Origin of the sequence: Brucella grignonensis (assembly GCF_002252505.1) — a bacterium.
Lineage (GTDB): Bacteria > Pseudomonadota > Alphaproteobacteria > Rhizobiales > Rhizobiaceae > Brucella > Brucella grignonensis.
In genome coordinates, this window is record NZ_NNRL01000151.1 from 213,612 (window position 1) to 239,877 (window position 26,266).

Consider the following 26,266-nt stretch of genomic DNA (forward strand, 5'->3'; position numbering starts at 1 on the left):
ATGCGGCTACTGTCGTTATGTATGCTTTATTTCGGGCCGAGCAATATTGAGATGATCACGTAATGTCGAGCCCGTATATTCGGTGCGGAACAATCCGCGATCCTGAAGGATTGGCACGACTTTCTTATTAAAGTCTTCAAGACCGCCCGGGAAATAAGGTGGCATCACGTTGAAGCCATCAGCGGCTTTGCCCTCAAACCATTCCTGCATCCGGTCGGCAATCTGCTCAGGCGTGCCGAGCACGATGTGGTGGCCACGGCCAGCGGCAACGCGAAGCGCGAGATCACGGATGGTGAGGTTTTCACGGCGTGCCAGATCGCGCAGAAGCTCTGCACGGCTGCGAAGCTGATCGGAAATCGGCAGATCAGGCAGCGGACCGTCGAGATCGTAATCAGCAAGGCTATGGCCGATGCGTTCTTCAAGAAGCGGCATGGCGCTCTTGATGTCTGTCCAGCGGTTCAGCTCCTTGAGCTTCTCCGCAGCATCTTCAAAACTGTCGCCGATCACCGGCATGAAACCGGGCATCACTGCAACGCTGTCGGGGTTACGACCAGCCTTGACCACACGATCCTTCAGGCTTGCATAGAAGGCCTGTGCTTCGGCAAGGCTTTGCTGTGCCGTGAACACAATATCTGCAATACGCGCTGCGAGATCCTGACCCGGCCCGGACGAGCCTGCCTGAATGAGAACGGGATGGCCCTGCGGAGAACGCGGAATGTTGAGCGGACCCTGAACCGAATAATATTTGCCTGCATGATTGAGCACATGCACCTTGTTGGGATCGGCATAGACGCCGCTTTCCTTGTCTTTCGGAAAGGCATCGTCGTCCCAGCTATCCCAAAGACCGCGCACGACATCGACGAATTCCCCGGCAACCGCATAACGCTCGTCATGTTCAGGGTGGCTCTTCGAGAAATTGTTGGCCGTGCGGGCGTAAGAGGTGGTGACGATGTTCCACGCAGCCCGTCCGTGGCTCAAATGATCGATGGACGCGAATGCGCGTGCTGTATGATAGGGCTCGCCGTAAGTGGTTGAAGCGGTGGCAGCCAGCCCGATCTTGTCCGTGACCATGGCCAGTGCGGATAGCAGGGTCAGCGGTTCAAACCGCGCAACCATCGATGGATGCGCATCAACGCCGCTGGTCAGGCCGTCGGCCAGAAACACCATGTCGAACTTTGCGTCTTCCGCTTCTTTCGCCACGCGACGCAGCAGATCGAAATTTTCGCTGCCCGCTTCCGCATCCGGGTGCCGCCAGCCGGAAACATGGTGGCCTGCACCTTGCAGAAAAAGGCCGAGATGCATCTGTTTCTTGGTCATGTTTTTTACTCCGGGGATTGGTTGAGCGACGAGATGAGTGTCTGCAAGTCGTCCACCGTCGTCATGGATTGCACGAGGTCGGGTATGCCTGCAAAGCGCTGGTCATTCTTCGTTGCGTCTTTGAATTTATCGGTCGGGTCGCTGATGCTCGGCAGACCATCGACGCGTTGCGAAAGTTTGGATCCGTCGGTGAGCGTGACATCGATGACGACGAAGCGGGTTTTCGGATCGGGCGAGAGCCGCGGGGCGTTCTCGTCATGACGCCGTGTCACTTTGGCCGAAAGTTGCGCCAGATCAGCATCGACCGGACGCTCATCAAAGTGAGCAATTGCCAGTTTTCCGTCACGCAAAGCAGCCGCAAAAATATATTCGGGGCTGAACCGCGCATCGATACCCGTCACGGGCCTGGTCGTTACCAGTGCGGCATCACCACCAGGCGGAAAAGTAATCGAAACCGCTGAGATCTGATCGGGCTGCAAAGCTTTCTCATTGCGTAGCGCCAGAGCGCCAACGGCAACCGGATGGGCGGCGGTGCAACACGGGAAAGCTTTGAGTGTCAGGCCCGGCACGATGATCTGCCACGGCTCACCCCAGCCTTGCGTCACGCGCGATACATCGTCTGCACCAAAGGCGAAGGCTTTGAAAAAGCCGTTTGCATTGTCAATGAAATCAGGCGCACCAAGGAAACCGGCTTCCGCCAGTCGGGCAGCCGTGAGGCCAGCGCGCGCGGCAAACCCCGCATGAAGCGGTTTGGCATCAAAGCCAAATTGCAGACGAAGCCCAGCCGATTGCGTGGCGGCGAGGCCGAGCGCAATTGCAGTGGTTGATGCATCAAATTTCAGGAGATGCGCGATTGCTGCTGCAGCTCCTATTGTGCCGAGCGTTGCAGTTGCATGAAAGCCGGTTTCGTAATGCTTTGTGCCCATGGCAAGGCCGAGCCGGGCCATGGTTTCCAGTCCGACAATATAGGCCGAGATCAGAGCATCGGCCCTGATTTTTCGTTCAGCGGCAACCGACAGAAGGGCCGGAATGATGGCAATCGTCGGGTGTCCGCGCACGCTGCCATGCACATCGTCATAGTCGAGCACATGCGCCGCATGACCATTGATGAGTGCTGCCGTGAAAGGGTCAGCGGTCCCGCTTTGGCCAATCAGCACGACATTGCCACTGGCACCCAGAACCTTGCTGACGAGACGCGTGCTGCGATCATTCGCACCGCCAACTGCGCAAGCGAGAAAATCAACGATTGCTGTTCGGGCAATGGCGACTGCTTCTGCTGATGGCTTGGAACCAATGATGGCCCGGCTTAATGCCTCCGTCACATGATCGGTCATATCAGATCCCTTCACCGCCTTCATTGACGCGGCTTACATTGCCGCCTAAGCCGTTGACGAAGGCGCTTATGCGTGGGTTCGTTGACTTATAGAAAAGCTGCTCAGGCGTGCCTTGCTCGATGATGCGACCATTTTCGGTAAACACGATGGTATCGCTGATTTCTTCGGCAAAGCGCATTTCGTGGGTTACGAGGATGCTGGTCATACCTTCATTGACGAGATCACGAATGACCGACAGCACTTCACCGACGGTTTCCGGATCAAGTGCGGAGGTGACTTCATCAAACAGAACGAGTTCCGGACGCATGGCAAGGGCGCGGGCAATGGCGACGCGCTGTTGCTGACCGCCCGAAAGTTCGCCCGGATAGGCATCGGTCTTGTGCTCAAGACGCACTTTTTTTAGCAGTTCTTTCGCATGGCGTTCGGCTTCTGCCTTTGACGTTCGCAGGATTTTGACCGGCGCGATGGTGATGTTTTCCAGAACCGTTAAGTGCGGAAACAGGTTGAACTGCTGAAACACAATGCCGATGCGCTTGCGCAGGCTGATGCGCTCGGCTTCGTTTTTCAGCTCGTCAACGCGGGTCGAACCCACGGTGATCTTGCCCGATTGCGGGATCAGAAGGCCGTTGATGCAGCGCAGGATTGTAGATTTTCCCGACCCAGATGGACCGATGATCGAGACTGCATCACCCTTGTTGATCTTGAGGTCGATGCCCTTGAGCACTTCATTCTGCCCGAAAGACAGATGAACGTTCTCCAGTTCGACCAGTGTAGTTTTGGTGGTGTCGCTCATGTGAATTTCAGATCCTTGTCAGCGGGAGGAAAGCCGCTTTTCGAGCCGCTGCGTGAAGCGCGACACGGGATAGCAGAAGAGGAAGAACGCCATCAGCACGGTCAGATAGATGATGACGGTGAAGTCGTTGCGCTGGACTGCGGTGCTTGCATCGGTTGCCGAATGCAACAGCTCATGCACGCCCACGAGCGAGGCCAAAGCCGTGCCCATGGTGATGGAGGTATAGAGGTTCATCCAGGGCGGCAGCGAACGCTTCACGCATTGCGGCAGGATGATCCAGCGCAGTGATTGCAGGCGCGAAAAGCCGAGGCCCTGCGCTGCCTCCCATTGAGCAGTTGGGATCGACTGGATGGAACCGCGGGTGATTTCCGCGATATGCGCGCTCGCTGGAATGGCAAGGCCGACGACTGCTTTGATCCAGTCGGGGAAAGCAATGTAATTGCCGAAGATCACCAGTTCGAACGGGAAAATATAGGTCGCAGCAAAGATCAGCACGAGATGCGGCGCGTTGCGGAAAATTTGCACATAGGTCACAGCCGGCGCGCGAATGATCCTGTAAGGGGCCAGTTCCATGATGCCGAGCAGCACGCCCGCAAAGGTGCCGAGCGTGATCGCAAAAACGCTGATCAAAACATTCATGGCAAAGCCTTTGCCAAGATAGGGCAACCAGTCGAGCCAAATCCGGCCCAGCGACGGATCAAGATAGAACCAGAGTGCCGTGGCCAGAATGATGGTCGTGAATGTGAGGGTCGCAGGCGACAGCCAGATGCCAGGCTTTTGTTCGATAGCGATGTTCATTGGCCATATCCCGGAATTGCAAGTCGCTTTTCAAACCAGTAGCCAACGCGCGCGACGATGAGATTGATGATGCTGAAGAACAGAAGAATGACCAACATCAGCTCGACCACATTATCGCGCTGTGTCCAGATCAGGATCGAAGCATAGGTTATCTCGCCCACGGCAATGGCCGAGCCAACGGTCGTGAGCTTCACCAAGTTGACGAGATTGTTGACAATTGCCGGAAGTGCCGTGCGGATTGCCAGCGGCAGTTCGACATAGATCAAGACCTGAAACGAATTGAAACCGATGGCGCGTGCAGCCTCGATGGTCGTACCGGGAACAGCTTCAATGCCGCCACGCAGTGCTTCTGCGTGAAGGGCGGCAATATGCAGGCCGGTGACCGCCACCAGCCAGAAGAACGGCGTGAGTGGATTATTCTGCGCACCGCCGATTGCGTTGGAAATCAGCATATTGAGCACGAGAAAGCCGCACATCAGCTGAACGAGCGTAGGCGTATTGCGGGTGAGTTCGACATAGCCGCGTACCGGCACCGACAACCAGCGTTTGCCGGATGTCAGTGCACCTGCAAACAAAACGCCGAAAAACAGGCTCAGCGGGATAGTGATCGCGACAAGCTCAAGCGTCGTGACCATGCCATTGAGCCACATATCAAGCTCATAGCCACTATTGAGAAATTCATAATTGAGGCCGATTGCGCTGGTGAGCTCGATAAAGCGCGAAATCAGAGCTTCTTTCATTGAAATAATCCGATTGCGTTATGCAAACGCTTTGGAATTGCGGACGGATGAACCGTCCGCAAATGTCATGGTGACGTAGAAATGAGCGCTTTACTGTGCCTTGAGCTTGTTGTGCTCTTCTTCGAGATAGCTCAGGTTCGGCAGGCGGTTTGCCTTGGCGATCTCGATCATCTTGCCGGACGCGTGCAGATCACGGACGATCTTGTCGAGAGCGGCTTCCGTGTCGTTCTCGTCCTTTTTCAGCCAGATGACTGAATCCGAAGGGATGAGGTCGGTCGGGATCAGGATACCATAATCTTTCCACTCATCAGCACGGTCCTGAAGCATCAGGCCCAGTGTACCGCTGACATGAACCGAAACGTCGCAATTGCCACCCTTGAGTGCCAGCAGTGATTCCGGCTGGCTTGGCAGCGCCTTGACGTTCGCACCATATTCTTCGATCAGCGGCTGAGTGTAGTTAGACCCCTGTGAAACGCAGGCGATCTTGCCCTTGAGGTCTTTCCAGTCCTTGATGCCGCTGTCTTTGCGGCCAAGGGCTGCACCGCCCATACGGTCATAGGGTGTCTTCACATAGCCGAGCGACTTGGCGCGTTCTTCCGTGTACTGCATGTTGGCGATCAGGATATCGACCTTGCCCTGCTGAAGAAATTGCACGCGGTTTGGTGGTGTAACGGTTTGCGTTGCAAGTTCCACGCCGAGGCCCTTCGCCAGTTCATTGGCGATGTCGATGTTGATACCCTTCTGCTCTTGCGTCTTGGGATCAATATAGCCGAATGGCGCGCCTGACAGGATGACACCGACGGTCAGTTTGCCCTTGGCTTTGATGCGATCCAATGTTGCGTCTGCATGGGCCGCACCCGATGCTGCAAGGGCTATGAGAGAACCCGCAACAAGGGTCTTGGTGAGGTTTTTGACGCTGAGGATCATGGGGGAATTCCTTCGTTTAAGCTGGTGCGAATTTACAGGAAGGAGAACCCTGTTTACGACGAACGGAATTCCATTGCTGAAAAGAGAATTAGAATATCGTTCTAATAAATTTGAAAATTGGCATGAAATTCTGGCGAGCTGATTGAGCCGACGCTAAAAGAACCCTTGTCTGATCAGGTTTGTGCTGTATCAGACTCTATTCGGAAGTTCAGGCACGAATCCAACTATCCAGTTCTGGATAAATTGGTAAGGTCTGATCTGGAGAGCGTGCGGGTCCGGGTCGACGACAACCGCGCGGGATGAGGGACAACTACAGAAGAGTGACACTCATGTCTGATCGGTTTAATCGGCTGATACTGGCCTTTACGACTGCGTTCTGCCTTGCGACATCATTCGGATTATCCTCCGGGGCCAATGCCGCCGAAACCCGGCGCATCGAAACCACGCAGGATGCCGATTATTTCGGCTTCGATCTGAGAACCGAAAAGAATGTCTCGCTTGAGCAATGCAAAAGCATCTGCCTTGGTGATAATTCCTGTCTGGCCTTCACTTATAATCCCAAGGTCAAATGGTGCTTTCTGAAAGCCGATTTCAATAAGCTCAACGAGTCTGTCGGCTCCGTTGCCGGCAAGGTTGTGACGGAAGCAAAAGCCGCCAAGGGCAAAGATCTTGGTGCCGCACCTGCCATCTCGTTCTTCGCCACCAATCTGATTGACGAAGCCCGTCGTCTGAAGCGCGAAATCAATAGCCTTGAAAGCTCCGACAGTCTGCGCACTTTGCGAAATGAAGCAGGTGCAGCGGGCCTGAATGGCGATCCGCGCATGGCGATGGAAAAGTTCCGCTTGGCTGCCAGCATGTCGCCGGATGAAAGCGAAATCTGGACCGGATATGCACTTTCAGCGCTTGCCACTGAGCCTTCCAACGGTCAGGAACGTGCAAAGTTCCAGCGCGATGCGACGTCGGCTTCGTGGTTTGCCTATCAGGCTTCACGCACCAAAGAAGAGCGCGCGGAAGCGCTTGCCGTCATGGCGCAGGCACTCGAAAAGCGCGATGCATCGCGCCCGGCCTTGCAGGCCTATGAAGCGAGCCTTGATCTCGTTAACTCCGCATCGGTTCGTGCTGCCTATGAAGATCTGAAAGCCCGCAAAGGTTTCCGCATCGTCAACAACACGGTCGATAATGATAATGCCGCCCCGCGCATTTGCGCGCAGTTCTCGGAAGAACTGGTCAAGAGTGGTGTCGAATATTCAAGCTTCGTCAAGCTTGACAATGGCACGCCGCAGGCAGTTGAAGCCAAGGATCGTCAGATCTGTGTCGAGGGTCTGGAGCATGGCCGCAATTATACGGTGACGTTCCGTCAGGGCCTGCCGTCAGCTGTTGGCGAAGTGCTGCCAGCGCCGGTCAGCCTTTCGATCTATGTGCAGGATCGTGCGCCATCCGTGCGCTTTACCGGCGACAGCTTCGTGCTGCCTGCGAAAGCCCGTCGCGGCATTCCGCTGGTCAGCGTCAATCTCGATGCAGCGAAAGTCAAGCTTTATCGTGTCGGCGACCGTTCGCTGGCACAGCTCCTTTCCGGCTACCAGTTCCTGCGTCAGTTGGACAGCTACGACATCAGCACGGTTTCCGAACAGATGGGGTCGCCTGTCTGGGAAGGTGAGATCGAGGTTGCAGGCAATGAGCTGAACAAGGAAGCAACGACCAGTTTCCCGGTTGATGAAGCACTGCCGGAACGTAAACCCGGCGTCTATGTGCTGACCGCTGAACCGCTGGTCAAGAAGTCCGATGATGAATATGGCACCAAGGCAACGCAGTGGTTTGTTGTTTCCGACATCGGCCTTTCGACCTATACCGGACAGGACGGCATCAATGTGTTTGCCCGTTCGCTGGAAAGCGCAGAGCCGCTTAAAGGCGTGAAGCTGACGCTGCTTGCACGCAACAATGAAGTGCTGGGCGAAGCGACCACCGACAGCGATGGCCGTGCGACGTTTACGCCGGGACTGACACGCGGCACGGACGGCATGGTGCCAGCGGTGCTGATGGCAAGTCAGCATGATGAGGATTTCACATTCCTCGATATGGCGCGCGCTGGTTTTGATCTTTCCGATCGTGGTGTGACGGGCCGTGCAGTCCCGAAAGCACTTGATCTTTATGCATGGACCGAGCGCGGTATCTATCGCGCGGGCGAAGTTGTGCATGTGGGTGCGCTGGCGCGTGATGATAGTGCCAACGCAATTGAAGATCTGCCGCTCACCTTCATCTTCACGCGTCCCGATGGCGTGGAAGATCGCCGTCTCGTTTCCGACAGCAAACTGGCCGGTGGTCATGCCATCGACCTGACATTGCCAACCAACGCCATGCGCGGCACATGGTCTGTGTCGGTCTATACCGATCCCAAACAGCCAGCGATTGCAACGCAGATGTTTCTGGTTGAAGATTTTGTACCGGACCGGATCGAGTTCGATCTGACGTCTGACAAACCAGAAATTGCTGTGGGTGAAACCGCCAATATCACCGTGGATGGTCGTTTCCTCTATGGTGCGCCTGCTGCGGGTCTCGCTCTTGAAGGCGAAGTCACGCTTTCAACCAAACGCCAGTGGGACCGCTTTGCTGGCTATTATTTCGGCCTCACGGATGAGCAACAGGGTGAAGCCTCGCGCCTTCCGCTTGATGGTCTGTCGAAGGTCGATGACAACGGCAAGGCGAGTTTTCCGCTTGCTGTCGATGAGATGCCGTCGACGACACGTCTCGTCAATGCAGCCGTGACCGTTCGTATGCGCGAAACCGGCGGTCGTGCGGTTGAACGCACCATCAATGTTGCCGTGCAGCCGGAAACCGACATGATCGGCATTCGTCCGGATTTCTCCGGCGGGGAAGTTCCGCAGGGCGGAACCGCTAAGTTCAGTGTAATCGCATCTGATAGCAAGGGTGATCGCAAGGCGCTCGATGGCGCACAATGGTCGCTGGTCAAGATTGAGCGTAATTATCAGTGGTATCGCAGCGGCAACAGCTGGAACTACGAGCCGGTGACGTTCACCAAGGCTGTCTCCAACGGCAAGATCGACCTGAAAACCGATAGCGAAGCTGAAATCAGCCTGCCGGTTGATTGGGGTCGTTATCGTCTTGAAATCGAAACGGCTGATGCCTCGGGTCCGACCACAAGCTACGAATTCGACGCGGGCTGGTATGTGAGCTCCACTTCGACCGAAACACCGGACGGGCTGGAAATCGCGCTCGACAAGGAACATTATGCGGCGGGTGATACGGCTGAACTGAAAATATCCCCACGTTTTGCTGGTGAACTGCTCATCACCATTGGTGCAGAAAAGCTGCTCCAGACCATCACGGCCAGTGTGCCGGAAGGTGGCACGACCATCGATATTCCGGTTGGTGAGGATTGGGGTGCGGGCGCCTACGTTACGGCAACTTTGTTCCGTCCGGGTGAGGCGATTGAAAGCCGTATGCCTGCGCGTGCGATTGGTCTTAAATGGCTGAAGGTTGACCCTGCCGATAAGCAGCTTGCAGTCAAGCTGACCCCGCCTGAAAAGATCGCACCGCGTTCCACACTTTCCATCCCTGTTTCGGTTGAAAATGCGGGTGGCGAGCAGGCCTATGTCATGGTCGCGGCAGTCGATGTCGGTATTCTCAACCTGACCCGCTATCAGCCGCCGAACCCTGAAGACTGGTTCTTCGGCCAGCGTCAGCTGGGCCTTGAAATGCGCGATATGTATGGTCGCCTGATCGATGGTTCGCTCGGTGTCACCGGCAAGCTGCGCACAGGTGGCGACGGTGGCAATATGGCAGCCGAAGGCAGCCCGCCCACCGAAAAGCTGGTTGCGCTGTTCTCCGGTCCAGTTGAACTGGATAGCGACGGCAAGGCTACGATCACCTTCGACATACCGCAGTTCAACGGCACCGCGCGTGTCATGGCGGTTGCATGGACCAAGAAGGCTGTCGGTCACGCGGTTACAGATGTCATCATCCGCGATCCTGTGGTCATCACCGCTGGTCTGCCGCGCTTCATGGCCCCCGGGGATCAGGCCAATATCCGCTTCGATATTGCCAATACGGATGCACCGGACGGCGATTATCGTGTGAGCCTTGAGACCACCGATAATCTCGGTGTCGAAGTTGGCTCTTATCCTGAAAGCATTGCGCTTACAGGTGGCAAGCGGCAGTCAATCACCGTGCCGCTGAATGCAGTGGCGACAGGTGCCGGTGGTGTGACGATCCGGCTTTCCAACGATGCAGGCCTTAACGTTGAACAAGCCTTGGCATTGCCGGTGCGTCCGGTCGATCTGCCGGTCACGAGCCGTCATGTCGTCAATCTCGCGGCCAATGGCGGAAGCCTGAAAGTCGACGGCGGCCTTCTGTCGGAAAGCCTGCTTGATGGTGCTTTTGTCAGCGTTGGTGTGACGCGCAGCGCTGCATTTGATGTGCCAGCGCTTTTGATGGCGCTCGACCGCTATCCTTATGGCTGCACAGAGCAGACCACCAGCCGCGCGTTACCGCTGCTTTATTTGAGCGAAATGGCTGCAGGTACGGAAGCGGCAGCAGGTCTGGAAAGTCAGGAAGAGCTCAAGAAGCGCGTTCAGGACTCGATCTTCCGCGTGCTGAACAACCAGTCTTCAAGCGGTTCGTTTGGCCTCTGGTCGCCGGGATCGGGTGATCTCTGGATAGACGCTTATGTGACCGACTTCCTCACGCGTGCCCGTGAAAAGGGTTATGACGTTCCGCAGCAGGCGATGCTCTCCGCACTTGCCAATCTGCAGAACGCGCTCGGCTATACCACCGACGTCAAGGAACGCGGCAACGACATTGCCTATGCGCTCTATGTTCTCTCCCGCAACAAGAAGGCTTCTGTTGGCGATCTGCGTTACTTCGCCGATACCCAGCTCGAAAACTTCGCAAGCCCGATGGCCGTCGCCCAGCTCGGTGCAGCACTTGCTCTTTATGGAGATCAGCCGCGTTCGGAACGCGTGTTCAATGCGTCGCTCCAGCTTGCAACCAACCAGTCCAGCTACGACTATAATCGCTCCGATTATGGTTCGCCGCTGCGTGATGGTGCGGCCATGCTGGCGCTTGCTGCGGAAACCAAGCCTGCGCCGAAAGTGCTGCCGTCGCTGATTACGCTGGTCGAGTTCCAACGTGAGCGCGCGCGTTATCTGAGCACGCAGGATCAGGCATGGATGCTGCTTGCAGCACGTGGGCTTCAGGATGACAATGGTGTAATCAGCCTCGACATCAATGGCACCGCGCATGAAGGTGCGTTCTCCGAGCGTCTCAACGGCGCGACCCTTGAAGCGCAGCCTCTCGTCGTCACAAATACCGGCAAAGGCTCGGTCGATGCGGTCGTCACGGCTGTTGCTGCACCCGCTCAGTCACTGCCTGCGGGTGGTGAAGGTTTCAACATCGAGCGCACTTATTATACGCTTGATGGCGAACCGGCCAATGTCACCGGCGTCAATCAGAATGAGCGCTATGTGGTTGTTCTGAAAATCGATGATCTGCAGCAATGGCAGTCGCGTCTGCTTGTGACTGATCTCTTGCCAGCCGGTTTTGAGATCGATAATCCGGGCCTTGTTTCCAGTGCCGATCTTGGCAATTTCTCCTGGCTGACCAGCACACAGGCTGCGCATCTCGAATTCCGCAATGATCGTTTTGTGGCCGCTTTCGACCGCTCGGCAGGTGAGAAGCAGCCGATCACGCTGGCTTATGTGGTGCGTGCGGTGACGCCGGGTCTTTATACCCATCCGGCAGCAACGGTTGAGGACATGTATCGTCCGCAATTTGCAGCGCGCACGGCAACGGGCATGATGGAGGTGGCGGCACCGTAAGCCATGATCCCGAAAAGTGGGAACCGGTTTTCGGACAAGATCATGGTCAGAAAGATGAAAATAGCGATTGGCGGTGCCGCGTTTCTCGGCATCGCCGCTGTAGGAACGGTTGCTGGGCTTGACTGGCTCGACCGCGCTTATCCTCCGCCTTTGCCGGAACGGCTGACCATTTCCACCGAAGTCATGGATCGCGACGGCGCTTTGCTGCGTGCCTACGCAACGCCGGACGGCTATTGGCGTTTGAATACCCGCATCGAAGATGTCGATCCGAAATTCGTGAAAATGCTGATCGCCTATGAGGACAAGCGTTTTTACGATCATGGCGGCATTGATGGCTGGGCGCTGTTGCGCGCCGCTTATCAGCTTGCAGGGAGTGGTCGTATTGTTTCCGGCGGCTCCACACTGTCCATGCAGCTTGCCCGTCTGATCGAACCGCGCGAAAGCCGCAGCTTCGGCTCCAAGTTCCGACAGCTGGCGCGTGCAATCCAGATCGAACGGCGGTTAAGCAAGTCTGAAATTCTTGAACGCTATCTGACGCTTGCACCTTATGGCGGCAATCTGGAGGGCGTGCGGTCGGCATCACTTGTCTATTTTGGCAAGGAGCCGTTGCGCCTCACCACTTCGGAAGCAGCACTTCTTGTGGCTCTGCCGCAATTGCCTGAACGCCGCCGCCCGGATCGCGAGATGAAGAACGCGGTTGCCGCGCGGGATCGTGTGTTAACACGCATGGTAACCTCTGCAGTTTTCACTAGCGAGGAAGCCGAACGTGCATCGCGTGAGCGCATATCCGCTACGCGTCATCCGCTGCCCGCATTGGCTGCCCACTTTGCCGATCTCGTATTGAAACAGGCACCGACCGAGGCCCGGCATCACCTGACGCTTAAAAAATCGGTACAGGCGGGACTGGAAGCGGTGGCGCGCGAAGCTGCTGCCAAGCTTGGGCCAAAAGTCTCTGTGGCAATCGTGCTGGCCGACAGTCGCAACGGCAATATCTTAGGCGAAGTCGGCTCCGCTGATTATTTTGATGGCAAGCGGCAGGGCTGGATCGACATGACCCGCGCCGTGCGCTCGCCCGGTTCAACGTTAAAACCTTTCATCTATGGGCTGGCCTTCGAGCAGGGACTGATTGCGCAGGAAACCATCATCGAGGACCGCCCGCAGGATTTTGCAGGCTATCGTCCACGCAATTTTGATATGAGCTATCAGGGCGATGTCAGCATCCGTCAGGCGCTGCAAATGTCACTGAATGTTCCGACCATCAGCCTGCTTGATGCTGTCGGTCCTGCACGGCTCACGACGCGCATTCGTCAGGCGGCGGTTAATCTGCAATTGCCGAAAGGTGAAGCGCCGGGACTGGCTATCGGCCTTGGTGGCGCGGGCATCAGCCTGCGCGATCTGGTGCAGCTCTATACTGGCCTTGCCAATGGCGGGCGAGGGGCAGCCCTTCGTGACGGCACCGAAGGTTCAGAACCTGTCCAGCCATCGGCTCCTATTCTGAGCGAGCAGGCATCGTGGCAGATTGGCGATATTCTGGCCGGTGTCGTGCCGCCGCAAGGCGCGAAACGCCTCGGCCTCGCTTACAAGACCGGCACGTCCTATGGATATCGTGATGCATGGTCGGTCGGTTATGACGGGCGTTATGTGCTGGGTGTCTGGGTCGGGCGTGCCGATGGTGGCTCGGTGCCGGGCCTTGCCGGTTATGTTTCGGCAGCGCCCATCTTGTTTGAAGCCTTTGTGCGCTCAGGCGTTGTTTCCGTGCCGTTACCGCGTGCGCCTGCTGGCGCATTTCGCACGGCACGCGCTGATCTCCCGGTGACGCAGATACGTTTTTCATCGAGCAGCGATCCTCTGCCGGTTCTCAAAGCCACGATTGAGCCTGCGCCGCGCATCGTATTTCCGCCTGATGGCGCGCATGTCGAATTGAAAGCCCTGACCGATAATGCCTCGCCATTGGTGCTGAAATTACAGGGCGGACGCGCACCGTTTCGCTGGCTTGCCAATGGTAAACCGATTGCTGAACCCAATCGCCGCCGCACGGCCACTTGGCTGCCGGATGGCACCGGTTATTCGACGCTGACCGTCGTTGATGCGGGCGGACGCGCAGCCAGTGTGAAGGTTTTCATTGAGTGAGGCTCATAAATACAGTCCGCTCAATCGGGAGAATTGATATTTGGAGGTTTTAATGCGCTTTCGTCCTCTTTTGGCAGTTTTTGCTCTTTCTTTGCCAATGCTTTTGCAAATCGTCCCGACACAAGCGGCAGGCAATCAGGCGGAAGCTCCAGCAGGTGCCACGTCATGCGCTTTCAGTGCCTGGACCAACAATGACAAGGCCGCGATTGAGGTGCGCGAAGCGCCATCCACCGATGCCAAATTATTAGGGCAAATACCGACCGGCTCCAAAGTCGGAGAAGCGGAATATGCCTACAGCATCGGCTTTGACGTGCTCGAAGCCAAAGATGGCTGGCTGAAGATCGCCAATGCGAGCGACGCCTATAATGAAGAGAGCGACGACTATGTTCCGCGTGAGGTCTATAAGGGCGAAGGCTGGATCAAATCGGACGAAGCGAGAGTTGGCATTCAGTCGGCGCGGGGCTTTCTGATGCCCGATCCTCAGAGCGAGCGGCTCCTCGATATCGGCAGCGACTGGCTGACGGAAATGGGCCGGATCAACAATATTCTCGCCTGCAATGAGGACTGGGTTCTGTTGGATTATACGATGCTGCGCAAGCGTATGGCGGGCGAAGAACTTGTCGAACTTGCGAGTGATGAACGGCTCACCGGGCGTGCCTGGTTCAGAGGTCTGTGTTCAAATGCAGAAACAACCTGCGATATGAAATCGGTCGATCAGTAATTTCAGGTATTTGGTATGAATTTGAAACACTCCGCTCCGCGTCTTTCCGTTCCGGTTGTTTTCTGCACTTTGTCCGCTTGCTGATCAGACCCGCTCGGGCACCGTCGATCAGAGTGTGCGGCTTTGGGTATTTGTGTATGGCTTGCGCCGTGGCATGGAAGTTTGCCACAACCGACGCTATGTTCGGCGGTAATTGCAATCATGGAGAATTCCATTGAAGATTTTCATTTTCGGCAGTGTGAACGTGGATGTCAGCGCCAGAATGGCAGCACTGCCGCGTCCCGGCCAGACTGTCAATGCGTCTGGCTATGGTATCGGCCTTGGTGGCAAGGGTGCCAATCAGGCGGTTGCGGTCGCCAAGCTTGGCGGCGACATTCGCTTCGTCGGTGCCGTTGGCAACGATGCCTTTGGCGAACTGGCCTTGAAGCAGATGCAGGAATTTGGCCTCAATACCGGAAGCGTGCGCGTGATTGACGGTGTCGATACCGGCATAGCGATCATTCAGGTTGAAGAAGCCGGGCAGAATACGATTGCTGTTTGTGCGGGCGCCAATGCAAATTGGGCGGCATCCGATATCGACGGCTATGCGTCTGATATTGCAAAGGCCAAAATCACGCTATTGCAACGCGAAGTTCCACATGAAGCCAATCTGGCCGTGGCAAAGGCTGTAAAAGCTGCAGGCGGCACTGTGTTGCTCGATCCAGCACCTGTGGGTGATGCAAGCCAAATGGCTGACCTGATTTCATTGAGCGAAATCATTTCGCCCAATGAAACGGAAGCTGCGGAAATCACAGGCATTGAGCCGACCGATCTTACGTCGGCAGAAGCTGCGGCGCGCAAGCTTCTCGAACGCGGTCCGAAGATCGTGATCGTCAAGCTTGGCGGGCGCGGCTCATTGCTTGTCACTGCCGACGAGGTCAAGCACTTTGAACCGTTCAAGGTGAAGGTGGTCGATACGGTTGCTGCTGGCGATAGTTTCAATGGCGGCTTTGCCGTTGCTTATTCGCAAGGTCAGTCGCTGCATGATTGCGTGCGCTTTGCGTCGGCTTCCGGTGCAATTGCTGTCACTCGTGTGGGTGCCGGATCGGCTGCGCCAACGGCTCAGGAAGTGGCGCAACTTTTGGGCAAAAACTAGAGCGGATCAATATTGAAAAGCCGCGCTGGTTCTGCCAGCGCGGCTTTTTGCTTATGATCCGTTCGCAAGTCTTTTCCCAAAACCGGGTCCCGTTTTTGGGAGACAGATTTTACAGCGTTGCGAGACGTTCGGTCAGCAGACTGAAAAAGCCGTCAGCATCCACATCCTTGATGAAGAGCGCGTTCTTCGGACGGTCGGTCACTTCCCACCAGTCGACGACTGTTTCGCCGACCGTCAGTTCCGAATTGATCTCGATTTCTACATTGCACTCGCGGCCCGAATAGAGCTCCGGCTTGATGAGATAGGCGATGACGTTCGGATCGTGCAGCGGGCCGCCATCGGTGCCGTACTTGGCTTCGTCATAGCGCTCGAAGAATTCGAGCCATGCCGCAACCACTTCGCCGACATGCGTGCCGATGCCGCGAATGGCGGCGATGCGCTTTTCGGTGGTGAGCACCTTGTGTGTCACATCGAGCGGCATCATGGTGATCTTGATGCCGGATTTGAACACGACCGCAGCGGCATGCGGATCGACATAGATGTTGAATTCCGCCGACGGCGTGATGTTGCCGCCCTCGAAATAGCCGCCACCCATCAGCACGATTTCCTTGACGCGCTCAGCAATCTTCGGCTCGCGGATCAGTGCGGATGCGATGTTGGTCAGAGGTCCGAGCGGGCAAAGCGTGACGGTGCCCGGCTCCTCTTTCATCAGCGTTTCGATGATGAAATCGACGCCGTGCTGCGCCTGCAGCGGCATGGTCGGCTTGGGCAGGTCGTAACCGTCGAGACCGGTCTTGCCGTGGACGTTTTCAGCCGTCACAAGCGGGCGCACCAGAGGACGGATGGAGCCTGCAAAAACCTTGGTTTCCGGCTTTTTAGCCACTTCACAGATTGTGCGGGCGTTGATTTCGGTGCGCGCCAGTGGGCCGTTGCCTGCCACTGCGGTGATGCCGAGAATGTTGAGTTCCGGGCTTGCCAAGGCCAGAAGAATGGCGACTGCATCGTCCTGACCGGGATCGGTATCGATAATGATTTTACGGGCCATGATGGTTTCCTGATGAGGGGATTTAGAGAGCGTTGCGCGCGGCACTGACCGTCTGATCGACAAGCGCGTCGAAGGAGATTTTCGCCGGGCGGCGCATATAGGTGACGATGTCGTCGGCCAGCAGCGGCTTCGACCATCGTTCGGCGATGATGGCGGACCCGCGCTGTATGGCGATCATGCTCAGAATCTGCGCGGCATTGCAGTCGACGTCGTGGCCAATGCCGCAGACGATTTCGAGCGTGCGGTCGAAATCGCCTTCGCCGAACCACAGTGCAATCACTTGCGCGGCTGCATTCGGATAGACATGAATCCAGTTATATTCGGCATATTCCGCATCGCATTTCGCCCATGCGTCCTGCCAGTTGTCGGCTGAACGGCAGGCATCGAGCGCGAAGGCCAGAACTGCACCATATTCGGTGTCGGTTGAGAAAAGCGCTGCTGTCGAGACGAGCAATTCGCGCGTGTCGCTGACCGCAAAGGCGCGTGCCGCCATGACAGCATTGAAGACTTCGCCCAAAATACCGTTTCCGGCATGGGAGATTTCCGCGTCCATCCAGGCGAGGCGGGCAGCTTCGCGGGCACGCCCCGGCACGACCATGCCGCAGATTGTGCCGCGCATCTGTGCGCCGATCCATTCGTCGAACGGATTGTCGGACGTGCCGGTTTCGGGCGTGGTGAGGCCGCGCCGCATATTGGTAAGCGCGATTGCCTCTGCCGACCAGCCAAGCGGGATCAGCGAGGTCCAGCGCTCGGCAATGTCGGCGCTGGTCACGGCAGAACCCTTGTCGCCAAAGGCTTCGAGAAATGCGATCTCGAAGGTGATGTCGTCATTATAGGTGTTGGGCTCGCGCACATAATCGCGGATCGGTCCGAAGACCTCGGCGATGTTTTCTGCCGTATAACCTTCGAGCGCCGTACCAGCCGCAGCGCCCACGAGCTGCGCCATCCAGGCGGCTGCGGTGCGGTCGCGGAAATCATCGGACTGGACGGCATAGAGCACATCGTCAGGCCATTGAACGGCGGCGTCGAATTCGTCCCACGATCCGTAACGCACCGTCTTTTGTGACGGATGGTCCGGATCGGGCCGTGCAGCGCGCATCAGGACACGCAGGCGCATGTCGATGCGATACAGCGTTTCAAAGTCACCTTTTCCTAGTGCAGCCAGCCCGTCGCGAAGAAGCTCCTCATAGGGCGCAAGAACGAAGCCCTTGTTTTCCAGCGATTGCAGCGCACCGGCCATCAGGCATTCAGGTGCTGCCGATCCCGGCACGTTGCTTTTCCAGAACATGGCCATGAGATCGTCCTGCGCCTTCATGACAGCGCTTGCATCCCAAGTCTGTTCTTCCGCCGTGCGCACCACCGGCTTCGTGTCGCGCAGCAGATCGCGGGTCAATTCCCAAGCTTTCATTTCATTCTCATTTTTATGCATTTCAGGAGTTTTTCAATTGCTTTGCGCGCCGTTGACGGCGCGCCGCGTGGATCGTCAGCACGACGACCGGGACGAGATAAGGGATCATCTGCATCAGTTCGAACGGCAGGCCGAGGCTCTGAAGCGTGATGGCGAAAGATTCAGCCGCCGCAAGAACCAGGCTTGCCACAAGCGTGCCCCATGCGGTTCCCTGTCCCATGACTTCCGCCGCAATGGCGATGAAACCGCGACCCGCAGTCATGTTCTGGGCGAACCAGGTGACATAGCCGAGCGACAGATAGGCACCGGCTGCACCGCCGAAGAGACCGGACAGGACAAGCGCCATCATCTGTACCCGGCCCGTATGGATACCGGCGGCACGCGCCGATTTCGGATCAACGCCGGTGGCGCGCAGATGCAGGCCGAAGCGCGTGCGCATCATCAGGAGGCTGACCGCCGGGACGGCGAGAAGGGCGGCAAAGGTCAATATGTGGATATTGCCGATGAAAGGCACGGGAAGGCTTGGCAGAGCGCCGCTTTTCAACGCGCCCGACATGCCTTTGTCGCCCGTAGCAAGAAAAAGCCCGAGCGTCGTTGCTGCCGCAGCGGCGATGTTGAGTGCAATGCCGGTCATGATGAGATCAGTGCCAAGCCGATTGACCGAAAGCGACATCAGCCAGCCGAGAGCTGCACCTGTGATGAGCGCTGCCAGCAGGCCGACAGCCGGGCTGCCGGTGGCCGCACTGGCCAGAACGGCAATGAGCGCTGCCGACAGCATCATGCCTTCCATACCGATATTGAGGACGCCTGCGCGGTCGGAAATCATCACGCCGAGTGCCGCCAGCAACAATGGTGTTGCCACGCGCAGGATGGTGCCGATGAAGGATGGATCGAGAATTTGTGCGAGAACCATGCTCATGGTTGTACTCCGGCCTGCACTACCGCTTGTTCTCCTTCGCGATTGCGAAGGTTGCGGATCAGCCGCAATACGGTCGGATGATTGTGAATGACGCTTGCCGTCGCGCCCACCATGATGGCGGCGGTCACAAGCCCCACCACTTCGGTCGGGATGTTCATGTTGCGGGCCAGAAGATCGCCGCCAATCTGCACGAAGCCAAGGAAAAGTGCGGACGGAATAAGCAGGAACGGATTTTCGCGCGCCAGAATGGCGACGACAAGGCCGGTCCAGCCATAGCCGGGCAGATCGAGCCAGGCAAAGCGGGCATGAAGGCCGAGCACTTCCAGCGCACCGGCCATGCCCGCCACCAGTCCGCCGACAATCTGGGCACGCATGATGATGCCCTTGAGCGGCAGGCCAAGATGATTGGCAAAGCCCGGACTGGAGCCTGCGATACGGATATTGAGGCCCGAGCGCGTCCAGTAAAGCCAGATGCCGCCAGCGATACAGGCCAGAATGGCAATGATCGAACCGCTGTTGAGACGTGTACCGGCGAGCAGACGGTCAAGCTTGGCATCCGGCGGAATCTTGAGCGACATCATCCCGCCCGCAGCCGGGTCGCGGATGACATAGTTGAGGACGAACAGGCCGAGAAACAGGAAGGCATAGTTCAGGACGAGCGACGTCACCATTTCCGATGCGCCGAAACGCAGTCGCAGCGCTGCCGGGATGGTGCAGGCGAAACTGCCCGCAACCGCGCCGCAGAGGATCGCGACCGGCAGCGAGAACCAGCCAAGCGACGGCAGCAGAACAGCACCCGCCACAGCGCCAAGTGCGCCGAGGAAGAAGCCGCTTTCCGCGCCGAGATTGAACAGGCCGGAGCGGAACATGATGGTGATCGCAAGGCCGGTCAGCATGATGGGCGTTGCCGCTTCCACCACATTGCCCATATGGCGAATGCTGCCGAATGGTCCGAGGAAAAACGTCTTGAGAACCCCGACGGGATTGTCCTGCATCAGCGCCAGCGGCACCAGAAGCACCGCCATGATGACGGCGATGACAAGCACGGTCAGGAAGAATGGAATGAGATAGGAGATAAATCTGCGCATTACGCTGCAACTCTCTGCCTGAGCATGATCTTGGCCGTAAACCGCTTTACACTTTTCGGGATCATGCTCGTGTCCCCAGCATATAAGGTCCAAGGACAGCCGGTGTGATGTCTGGTCCGTTTTCCAGAACGGCGACGATGCGTCCGTTGAAGAGAACGACGATGCGGTCGCTCAGGCGCAGCAATTCATCGAGATCGGCGCTGACGAGCAGCACGGCGCAGCCGCCCTGCGCCACTTCGTCGATGCGGCGGTGCAGGAATGCTGCCGCCGAAACGTCGATGCCGCGTGTTGGCTGGTCGGCGATCAGGAATTTCGGATTGGTGGCAAGTTCGCGCGCGGCGATGAGCTTTTGTGCATTGCCGCCGGAAAGGGAATCGAGCCGTTCGGTGATTGCGCCTGCGCGCACCGAATATTGCTTGATCATTCCGCTGACACGGGCCTTGATCGCATTCCAGCGCAGGAACGGCCCCCAGAAAATCTGCTTGTCGGCGGTAATCGATCCCGCGCTTGATCCAGTTCCGGCGATCGCGTTTTCGGCGAGAGACAGGCCGGGTGCGCCACCTTGCGAAAAGCGGTCGGCTGGCAGATAGCCAAGACCTTGTCTGCGCCAGCTTGCCGTGTCGGCGCGCAGCATATCCTCACCGTTGAGGCTGACTGTGCCGTCGGCTGCTTCGGCAAGGCCGGAAAGCACCGATACGAGGCCGCGTTGGCCGCTGCCATCGACACCGGCGACGCCGACGATCTCGCCTGCACCGACGGTCAGGTTCACATCCTTGATGCGGTCTGCCGGGTCGGCTGCTTTTGTCGTGACATTCTTCATGTCGAGAACGGCTTTCATTGCGCCATGCTTGTGGGCGCGCTCCGGAATGTCGACCGCATGGCCCATCACCATCTGCATGATGGCATCGTCCGGCACGTCGGCAAGCTTTTCCGTGCCCGCAACCGCGCCCGCACGCAGCACGGTTACGCTTTCGGCCAGCTCGCGCACTTCGTTCAACTTGTGGGAAATGAAGAGGATGGTAATGCCTTCGTCGCGCAGCGCCTTCAGCTTGCGCATCAGCTCCTCGATCTCCGGCGGAGAGAGAACAGCGGTCGGCTCGTCGAGGATCAGGAGCCTCGTGCGGCGCGCCAGCGCTTTCAGGATTTCAACCTTCTGCTGGGCGGCGACGGAAAGCGCGCCCGTGATCGCTTCGGGGTCAGCGTGCAGATCATATTGCTGCATCAGCGCTTCGACCATTTTGCGCGCGCTCACACGGTCGATCAGCCCTGCCTTCACCGGCTCATGGCCGAGAATGATGTTTTCGGTAACCGTCAGGGTCGGCACGAGCGAGAAATGCTGGTGCACCATGCCAATGCCCTTGGCCGCGGCATCTTCCGGCGACCAGGACGCAATGTGCTGTCCATCGACGATGATTTCGCCTGCCGTGGCATTTTCGATGCCGAACAGGATTTTCATGAGCGTGGATTTGCCCGCACCGTTCTCGCCGCAAATGGCGTGGATGGAGCCTGCGCGGATCGAAAAAGACACGTCGCGAAGCGCTTGCGTGCCGTTCGGATAGACCTTGCTCACATCGCGGAAGGCGACGATTGGGCGGAAGGCGACGATAGCATCGCCGCCTTCAATATTTTCAGCTGGATTTTCCACGATCAGGGACGAACCTTGTTGCGGATCGCGTTAAGATCCTCGGTGCTCATGCCGAATGCGGTCGGAACCGTGATCTTGCCTTCGGAAATCTCGTCGGAAGCCTTCTTGATGGCATCCTTCATTTCCTGCGTGGCCATGGAAGCCATGTTGCCGTCCTGTACGATGCCGACAGCGCCTTCCTTGAGGCCGAGCGCTTCAGCCTTGCCGAACGGCAGGTCGCCTGCCTTGAAGCGTTCATAGGCTTGCAGAAGGCTGACATCGACATTCTTCAGAACGGAGCTGACAACCTGCTTGGCGATAGCCGGATCGCTGTCCTTGAAGATCGCTTCCTGATCGGAATCGACGCCCAGAACATATTTGCCGGTTTCCTTGGCAGCGGAAAGCTGGCCGAGGCCGGTCTGCGAGGCGACGACGAAGCCGAGCGACACGCCCGAACGATACTGCGCGAGGCCGAGTTCCTTGCCCTTTGCGGCATCCATGAAGGAACCGGCATAGGAAATCGCGATCTTGGCATCAGGCATGACCGACTGCGCACCGGCAATGTAGCCGACGAGGAAGTCGTTGATGACCGGAATGTCCATGCCGCCGAGGAAGCCGAGATTCTTGCCGGTATCGCCGAGCTTGCCTTCCTTCAGGAGTGAAGCCGCCAGCATGCCGCCAAGATAGGAACCTTCGTTCTGCTTGTACTGGATGGAATAGACATTGTCGTAGCCGCCTTCTTCGTAAGGCACGCTCGCATCATAGAGGATATATTTCTTGTCCGGATATTGCTGGGCGACCGAGCCAACGGTTTCGGACATCTGGTAGGTGCCGCCGATGATCAGGTCCCAGTCCTGCTCGGACGCATCGAGGAATACCGGTTCCCATTTGGTCGGATCGTCGCCAATTTCGAGAATCTTGGTCTCTACATCATCGCCATACTTGTCCTTAATCATCTTCATGCCCTTGGCAGCGCTGTCGAAGAACGACTTGTCGCCGAGCGCGCCATTGATGATGAGCAGGATCTTGTCCTGAGCCTGTGCCGCCGTGGTGGCAAACGTGCCCATCGCCGTCGATGCGGCGAGAGCGAGAGCAAGATGAAACATTCCCCGTCTGGTGAACTTGAACACAACAGAACTCCATTTTTACATCAATAAAGAGATGGAATTTCTGTTTCGGGCTTTTCGCCCTTGTTTACAGATCCCCCACACTTGCCCGATCAAACGACGGCGCTAGGTGCAAGTCAATCTCCAATTTCGGGGGCTATTGTGGACAAGGTAAGGGTATTGCGCAGAAACCTGTTAAAGCTTTCGATTATTTCATAAGCGCCTGGTTTGGGTGGCGCAGAGTGGGATCGAAAGGGTTGAGTTTCTCGGTAATAATGGCGGCTTCCTTGCGCAGAAGTTCGGTGATCGTATGCTGACGTTTTTCTGTTAATCGTGATGCCAGCGTGCCGATACTGAGTGCTGCGACCGCTTCGCCACTGCGATTGAGCACTGGAACACCCAGTCCCGACATGCCGTCGATCATGTTGAAATTATAGGTGGCGGCACCCGTGCGGCGCACATCCTCGATCATGATACGCAAATCCACTTCATCGACAGTGGCCTTGTCGAGAATGCGCGGCATGTTGAAACGGATGATCGCCTCGCGCTCTTCTTCCGGCAGGAAGGAGAGGATGGCGAGGCTGCCCTGACCGATACCGAGTGGCACCTTGCCGCCAATATCGCCGGTAAAGGAGCGGATCGGAAACGGGCCTTCCACACGGTCGAGGCACACCGCATCGAAATTGCTGCGCACCAGCAAGAAAACGGTATCGTTGAATGTCGTTGAAAGCCGCAGAAGGGACGGACGTGCGAGGCTTAGAATGCCATCGCGCTGACGGGCCCGGGCGGCCATAGCGAAAAAGTCCAGCGACAGGCGATAGGCTTTCTTGTCGGGAAGCTGCTCGACAAGATCCTCGGCAATCAGCGTCTTCAGCAGGCGATGGGTCGATGGCTGGCTGAGTTCGAGGTCCCGCGCCAGATCGATCAGCCGCACGCCATCCTCGGTGCTGGATGCCAGACCTTTCAAAATATGGATTGCCTTCACCAGACTTGAGTTAAGTGCGGCGCCGGATTTCGGATTATCAGATATATCATCCATAGGATTGCTTCCAAATTCTGTATTTTGAAAGAAGTATATAATTTTTTCCAGATTTGGAAATTATAATTTGCATTCCTGCGGGATTTTCCGCCAACTGGAGCCGTCGCCAATGGGAAGGTCCGGCAAGGTATTGCAACCAATGCTGTAAGCGGGTCGGCGGTTTTAACTTGACGCAATGGGGAACGCTGCGGCTGCGTTAGCGGCTGGATGGTCATGCGTTCAAAAGACCCAAGGTCCGGTCAGCGCAGAAAATGCGCGATCAAGCCGCTCCCGCCAGCCAGCCCGATGAAGAGGCGACGTGAGACAATATCACGGCGTTTCTGCTCCCCGTCATTCAGGAGGAGATTGGGCCGAGAGGGAGATGCAATGAGCTTTTTGACCCTTTCCGGAATTTCCCGCCACTATGGCAAGTTCGCGGCCGTGGACAATTTCAACCTGGCGATTGAAAAGGGCGAGTTCATTTCGCTTCTCGGTCCTTCCGGCTGCGGCAAGACCACGACCTTGCAGATGATCGCCGGGCTGGTGACGCCGACGGCAGGTTCCATCACGCTAGACGGGCGCGAGATCACGCGCCTTGCTCCGGCCAAGCGCGAACTGGGCGTCGTGTTCCAGAGCTATGCACTCTTCCCGCATATGACGGTCACGCAGAATGTGAGCTTCGGTCTCGAAATGCGCAGTATTCCAAAGGCAGAGCGCGAAAAGCACGTTCGCGACGTGCTGGAACTTGTGCATCTCAGCGCACTTGCCGATCGTTATCCGCGTGAAATGTCGGGCGGTCAGCGCCAGCGTGTGGCCATTGCCCGTGCGCTGGTCATCAATCCGCCGGTCTTGCTGCTCGATGAGCCGCTGTCCAATCTCGATGCGCAGCTCCGTGAAGAAATGCAGTTCGAGCTGCGTCGCATCCAGCGTACTGTCGGCATTACCACCATCATGGTGACGCATGATCAGGCCGAAGCGCTTTCGATCAGCGATCGCATCGTGGTTATGGAAAAGGGCGTCATCACGCAGGTCGATGCGCCCTACAAGCTCTATGAGCATCCGCACAACCACTTCATTTCCAACTTCGTCGGCAAGTCGAACTTTCTCAAGGCACGCGCCGAAGGCGATATGATCGCGCTGGCCGAAACGGCAATCCGCTTCCCTGCAAATGGCAGACAGGTTTCCGGCGAGCTTTCCGTCTTCATCCGTCCTGAAAAGGTGCAGCTCGTTGCGGCGGGTGAGGGGCATGTCGCCGGTGAAGTGACGACGCGCTACTTCATGGGTGCGCAGTGGCTGCTCGGCGTAACAACACCTGCGGGCCAGCTTTCGGTGGCACTGCCCAATCTTGGCAATCCGCCGCCATCGGAAGGCACATCGGTCGGCCTCAGCTGGAACCATGAGGATTGCCGTATCCTCACCGCAGGGGTGAACTGAACATGTCGGTCGTCACCTCACAGGATACATCCTCCGCACCCAAAGGGCAGCGCGATCTGACGCCGCTTTTTCTGGTCGGGCCGTCGACGCTTCTGTTCTTCGCGCTGGTGCTGCTGCCGCTCGGTCTCACTGTGCTGCTTTCATTCAACAGCTACAGCTATGACAAGGGCATCGAGAACGTCTACACGCTTGCCAATTATACGCAGGTTCTCAAAGACCCCTATTACCTCTCGATCTTCTGGCGCACGCTCAAGCTGGCACTGATCACAACCGTTGTCACGGTGCTGATCGGTGTGCCCGAGGCCTATATTCTTTCCAATATGCGCAAGCCATGGCGTTCGATCTTCCTGCTGGTCATCATCGGCCCACTTTTGGTTTCGGTCGTGGTTCGCACATTCGGCTGGAGCATGTTGCTGGGCCGCAATGGCCTCGTGAACAGCGCGCTCGACATGGTGGGCCTGCCGACGACGCAAATCCTCTACAGCGAAACAGCCATCGTCATCGGTCTGGTGCATATCATGCTGCCATTCATGGTGATCCCGGTCTGGACCGTGCTGCAAAAGCTCGATCCGACAGTCGAGGCCGCAGCGCTGACGCTCGGCGCATCGCGCCTGACAGCACTTCGCCGTGTGGTGTTTCCGCAGGCAGTGCTTGGCATCCTGTCGGGCAGCCTCATCGTGTTTGCGCTTTCGGCCAGCTCCTTTGCCATTCCGGGCCTGCTCGGCGGGCGTCGTCTCAAGATGGCGGCAACGGTTGTCTATGACGAGTTCCTGATCGAGCTGAACTGGCCGCTGGGTGCTGCCATCGCCATCATCGTTCTGGTCGCCAATCTCGTGATCATGATTGCCTATAATCGCATGCTCGAAGGGCAAGCGAGAAAGAAGCTGGGGTAACC

The 26,266-nt window shown here is 57.3% G+C and carries 19 protein-coding genes; 6 read left to right on the forward strand and 13 right to left on the reverse strand.

Annotated elements, in window-relative coordinates:
* Nucleotides 1–15 precede the first annotated feature (15 nt).
* From CEV33_RS05625 to CEV33_RS05650, 6 genes are all read right to left on the reverse strand, one after another.
* Nucleotides 16–1,317: an LLM class flavin-dependent oxidoreductase gene (locus CEV33_RS05625; protein WP_094539505.1), complete on the reverse strand. Its 1,302-nt coding sequence runs from the start codon at nt 1,315–1,317 to the stop codon at nt 16–18.
* A 5-nt stretch (nt 1,318–1,322) separates the two neighbouring features.
* Nucleotides 1,323–2,651, reverse strand: a complete 1,329-nt coding sequence (locus CEV33_RS05630) for an MmgE/PrpD family protein (RefSeq protein WP_167388128.1) — start codon at nt 2,649–2,651, stop codon at nt 1,323–1,325.
* Nucleotide 2,652: 1 nt separating this feature from the next.
* Nucleotides 2,653–3,444 carry an amino acid ABC transporter ATP-binding protein gene (locus CEV33_RS05635; protein WP_094539507.1) on the reverse strand — a complete coding sequence of 264 codons (792 nt, stop codon included), beginning with the start codon at nt 3,442–3,444 and terminating at the stop codon, nt 2,653–2,655.
* 18 nt (nt 3,445–3,462) lie between these two features.
* Nucleotides 3,463–4,242 carry an amino acid ABC transporter permease gene (locus CEV33_RS05640; protein WP_094539508.1) on the reverse strand — a complete coding sequence of 260 codons (780 nt, stop codon included), beginning with the start codon at nt 4,240–4,242 and terminating at the stop codon, nt 3,463–3,465.
* Nucleotides 4,239–4,982, reverse strand: coding sequence for an amino acid ABC transporter permease (locus CEV33_RS05645; RefSeq protein ID WP_094539509.1), 744 nt, complete (start codon nt 4,980–4,982; stop codon nt 4,239–4,241). Before CEV33_RS05645 ends, CEV33_RS05640 begins: the two co-directional genes overlap by 4 nt.
* A gap of 90 nt (nt 4,983–5,072) precedes the next feature.
* The gene (locus tag CEV33_RS05650; RefSeq protein ID WP_094539510.1) at nt 5,073–5,909 is read right to left on the reverse strand and encodes a transporter substrate-binding domain-containing protein; all 837 of its coding nucleotides are present in this window, start codon (nt 5,907–5,909) and stop codon (nt 5,073–5,075) included.
* Between the two features lie 329 nt (nt 5,910–6,238).
* Here CEV33_RS05650 and CEV33_RS05655 point away from each other — a divergent pair, with 329 nt between their 5' ends.
* The 4 genes from CEV33_RS05655 (at nt 6,239) to rbsK (ending at nt 15,729) form a co-directional block, all read left to right on the forward strand.
* Entirely contained in the window at nt 6,239–11,743 is a 5,505-nt protein-coding gene (locus CEV33_RS05655; RefSeq protein WP_094539511.1) for an alpha-2-macroglobulin family protein, read from the forward strand.
* Nucleotides 11,744–11,785: 42 nt separating this feature from the next.
* Nucleotides 11,786–13,873, forward strand: a complete 2,088-nt coding sequence (gene pbpC / locus CEV33_RS05660; protein ID WP_167388129.1) for a penicillin-binding protein 1C — start codon at nt 11,786–11,788, stop codon at nt 13,871–13,873.
* A gap of 52 nt (nt 13,874–13,925) precedes the next feature.
* Nucleotides 13,926–14,594 carry an SH3 domain-containing protein gene (locus tag CEV33_RS05665; RefSeq protein WP_208620160.1) on the forward strand — a complete coding sequence of 223 codons (669 nt, stop codon included), beginning with the start codon at nt 13,926–13,928 and terminating at the stop codon, nt 14,592–14,594.
* A 262-nt stretch (nt 14,595–14,856) separates the two neighbouring features.
* Nucleotides 14,857–15,729, forward strand: coding sequence for a ribokinase (gene rbsK / locus CEV33_RS05670; protein WP_235818373.1), 873 nt, complete (start codon nt 14,857–14,859; stop codon nt 15,727–15,729).
* A gap of 109 nt (nt 15,730–15,838) precedes the next feature.
* Here rbsK and CEV33_RS05675 read toward each other — a convergent pair whose 3' ends face one another.
* From CEV33_RS05675 to CEV33_RS05705, 7 genes are all read right to left on the reverse strand, one after another.
* Nucleotides 15,839–16,774 (reverse strand): nucleoside hydrolase, encoded by a 936-nt coding sequence (locus CEV33_RS05675; RefSeq protein WP_094539514.1) that lies wholly within the window; start codon nt 16,772–16,774, stop codon nt 15,839–15,841.
* Nucleotides 16,775–16,796: 22 nt separating this feature from the next.
* Nucleotides 16,797–18,182: an ADP-ribosylglycohydrolase family protein gene (locus CEV33_RS05680; RefSeq protein WP_235818370.1), complete on the reverse strand. Its 1,386-nt coding sequence runs from the start codon at nt 18,180–18,182 to the stop codon at nt 16,797–16,799.
* A 22-nt stretch (nt 18,183–18,204) separates the two neighbouring features.
* Nucleotides 18,205–19,101 (reverse strand): ABC transporter permease, encoded by an 897-nt coding sequence (locus CEV33_RS05685; protein ID WP_012093707.1) that lies wholly within the window; start codon nt 19,099–19,101, stop codon nt 18,205–18,207.
* The gene (locus CEV33_RS05690; protein WP_094539516.1) at nt 19,098–20,189 is read right to left on the reverse strand and encodes an ABC transporter permease; all 1,092 of its coding nucleotides are present in this window, start codon (nt 20,187–20,189) and stop codon (nt 19,098–19,100) included. The genes CEV33_RS05685 and CEV33_RS05690 overlap by 4 nt, the downstream gene beginning before the upstream one ends.
* A 61-nt stretch (nt 20,190–20,250) precedes the next feature.
* Nucleotides 20,251–21,834 (reverse strand): ABC transporter ATP-binding protein, encoded by a 1,584-nt coding sequence (locus CEV33_RS05695; protein WP_094539517.1) that lies wholly within the window; start codon nt 21,832–21,834, stop codon nt 20,251–20,253.
* 2 nt (nt 21,835–21,836) lie between these two features.
* On the reverse strand, nt 21,837–22,943 hold the full coding sequence (locus tag CEV33_RS05700) for a BMP family ABC transporter substrate-binding protein (RefSeq protein ID WP_094539518.1): 1,107 nt from the start codon (nt 22,941–22,943) through the stop codon (nt 21,837–21,839).
* Nucleotides 22,944–23,127: 184 nt separating this feature from the next.
* On the reverse strand, nt 23,128–23,958 hold the full coding sequence (locus tag CEV33_RS05705; protein ID WP_094539519.1) for an IclR family transcriptional regulator: 831 nt from the start codon (nt 23,956–23,958) through the stop codon (nt 23,128–23,130).
* A 366-nt stretch (nt 23,959–24,324) separates the two neighbouring features.
* Here CEV33_RS05705 and CEV33_RS05710 point away from each other — a divergent pair, with 366 nt between their 5' ends.
* Both CEV33_RS05710 and CEV33_RS05715 read left to right on the forward strand, forming a co-directional pair.
* On the forward strand, nt 24,325–25,371 hold the full coding sequence (locus CEV33_RS05710; protein ID WP_094539520.1) for an ABC transporter ATP-binding protein: 1,047 nt from the start codon (nt 24,325–24,327) through the stop codon (nt 25,369–25,371).
* A 2-nt stretch (nt 25,372–25,373) separates the two neighbouring features.
* Nucleotides 25,374–26,264 (forward strand): ABC transporter permease, encoded by an 891-nt coding sequence (locus tag CEV33_RS05715; protein WP_094539521.1) that lies wholly within the window; start codon nt 25,374–25,376, stop codon nt 26,262–26,264.
* The last annotated feature ends 2 nt before the right edge of the window (nt 26,265–26,266 follow it).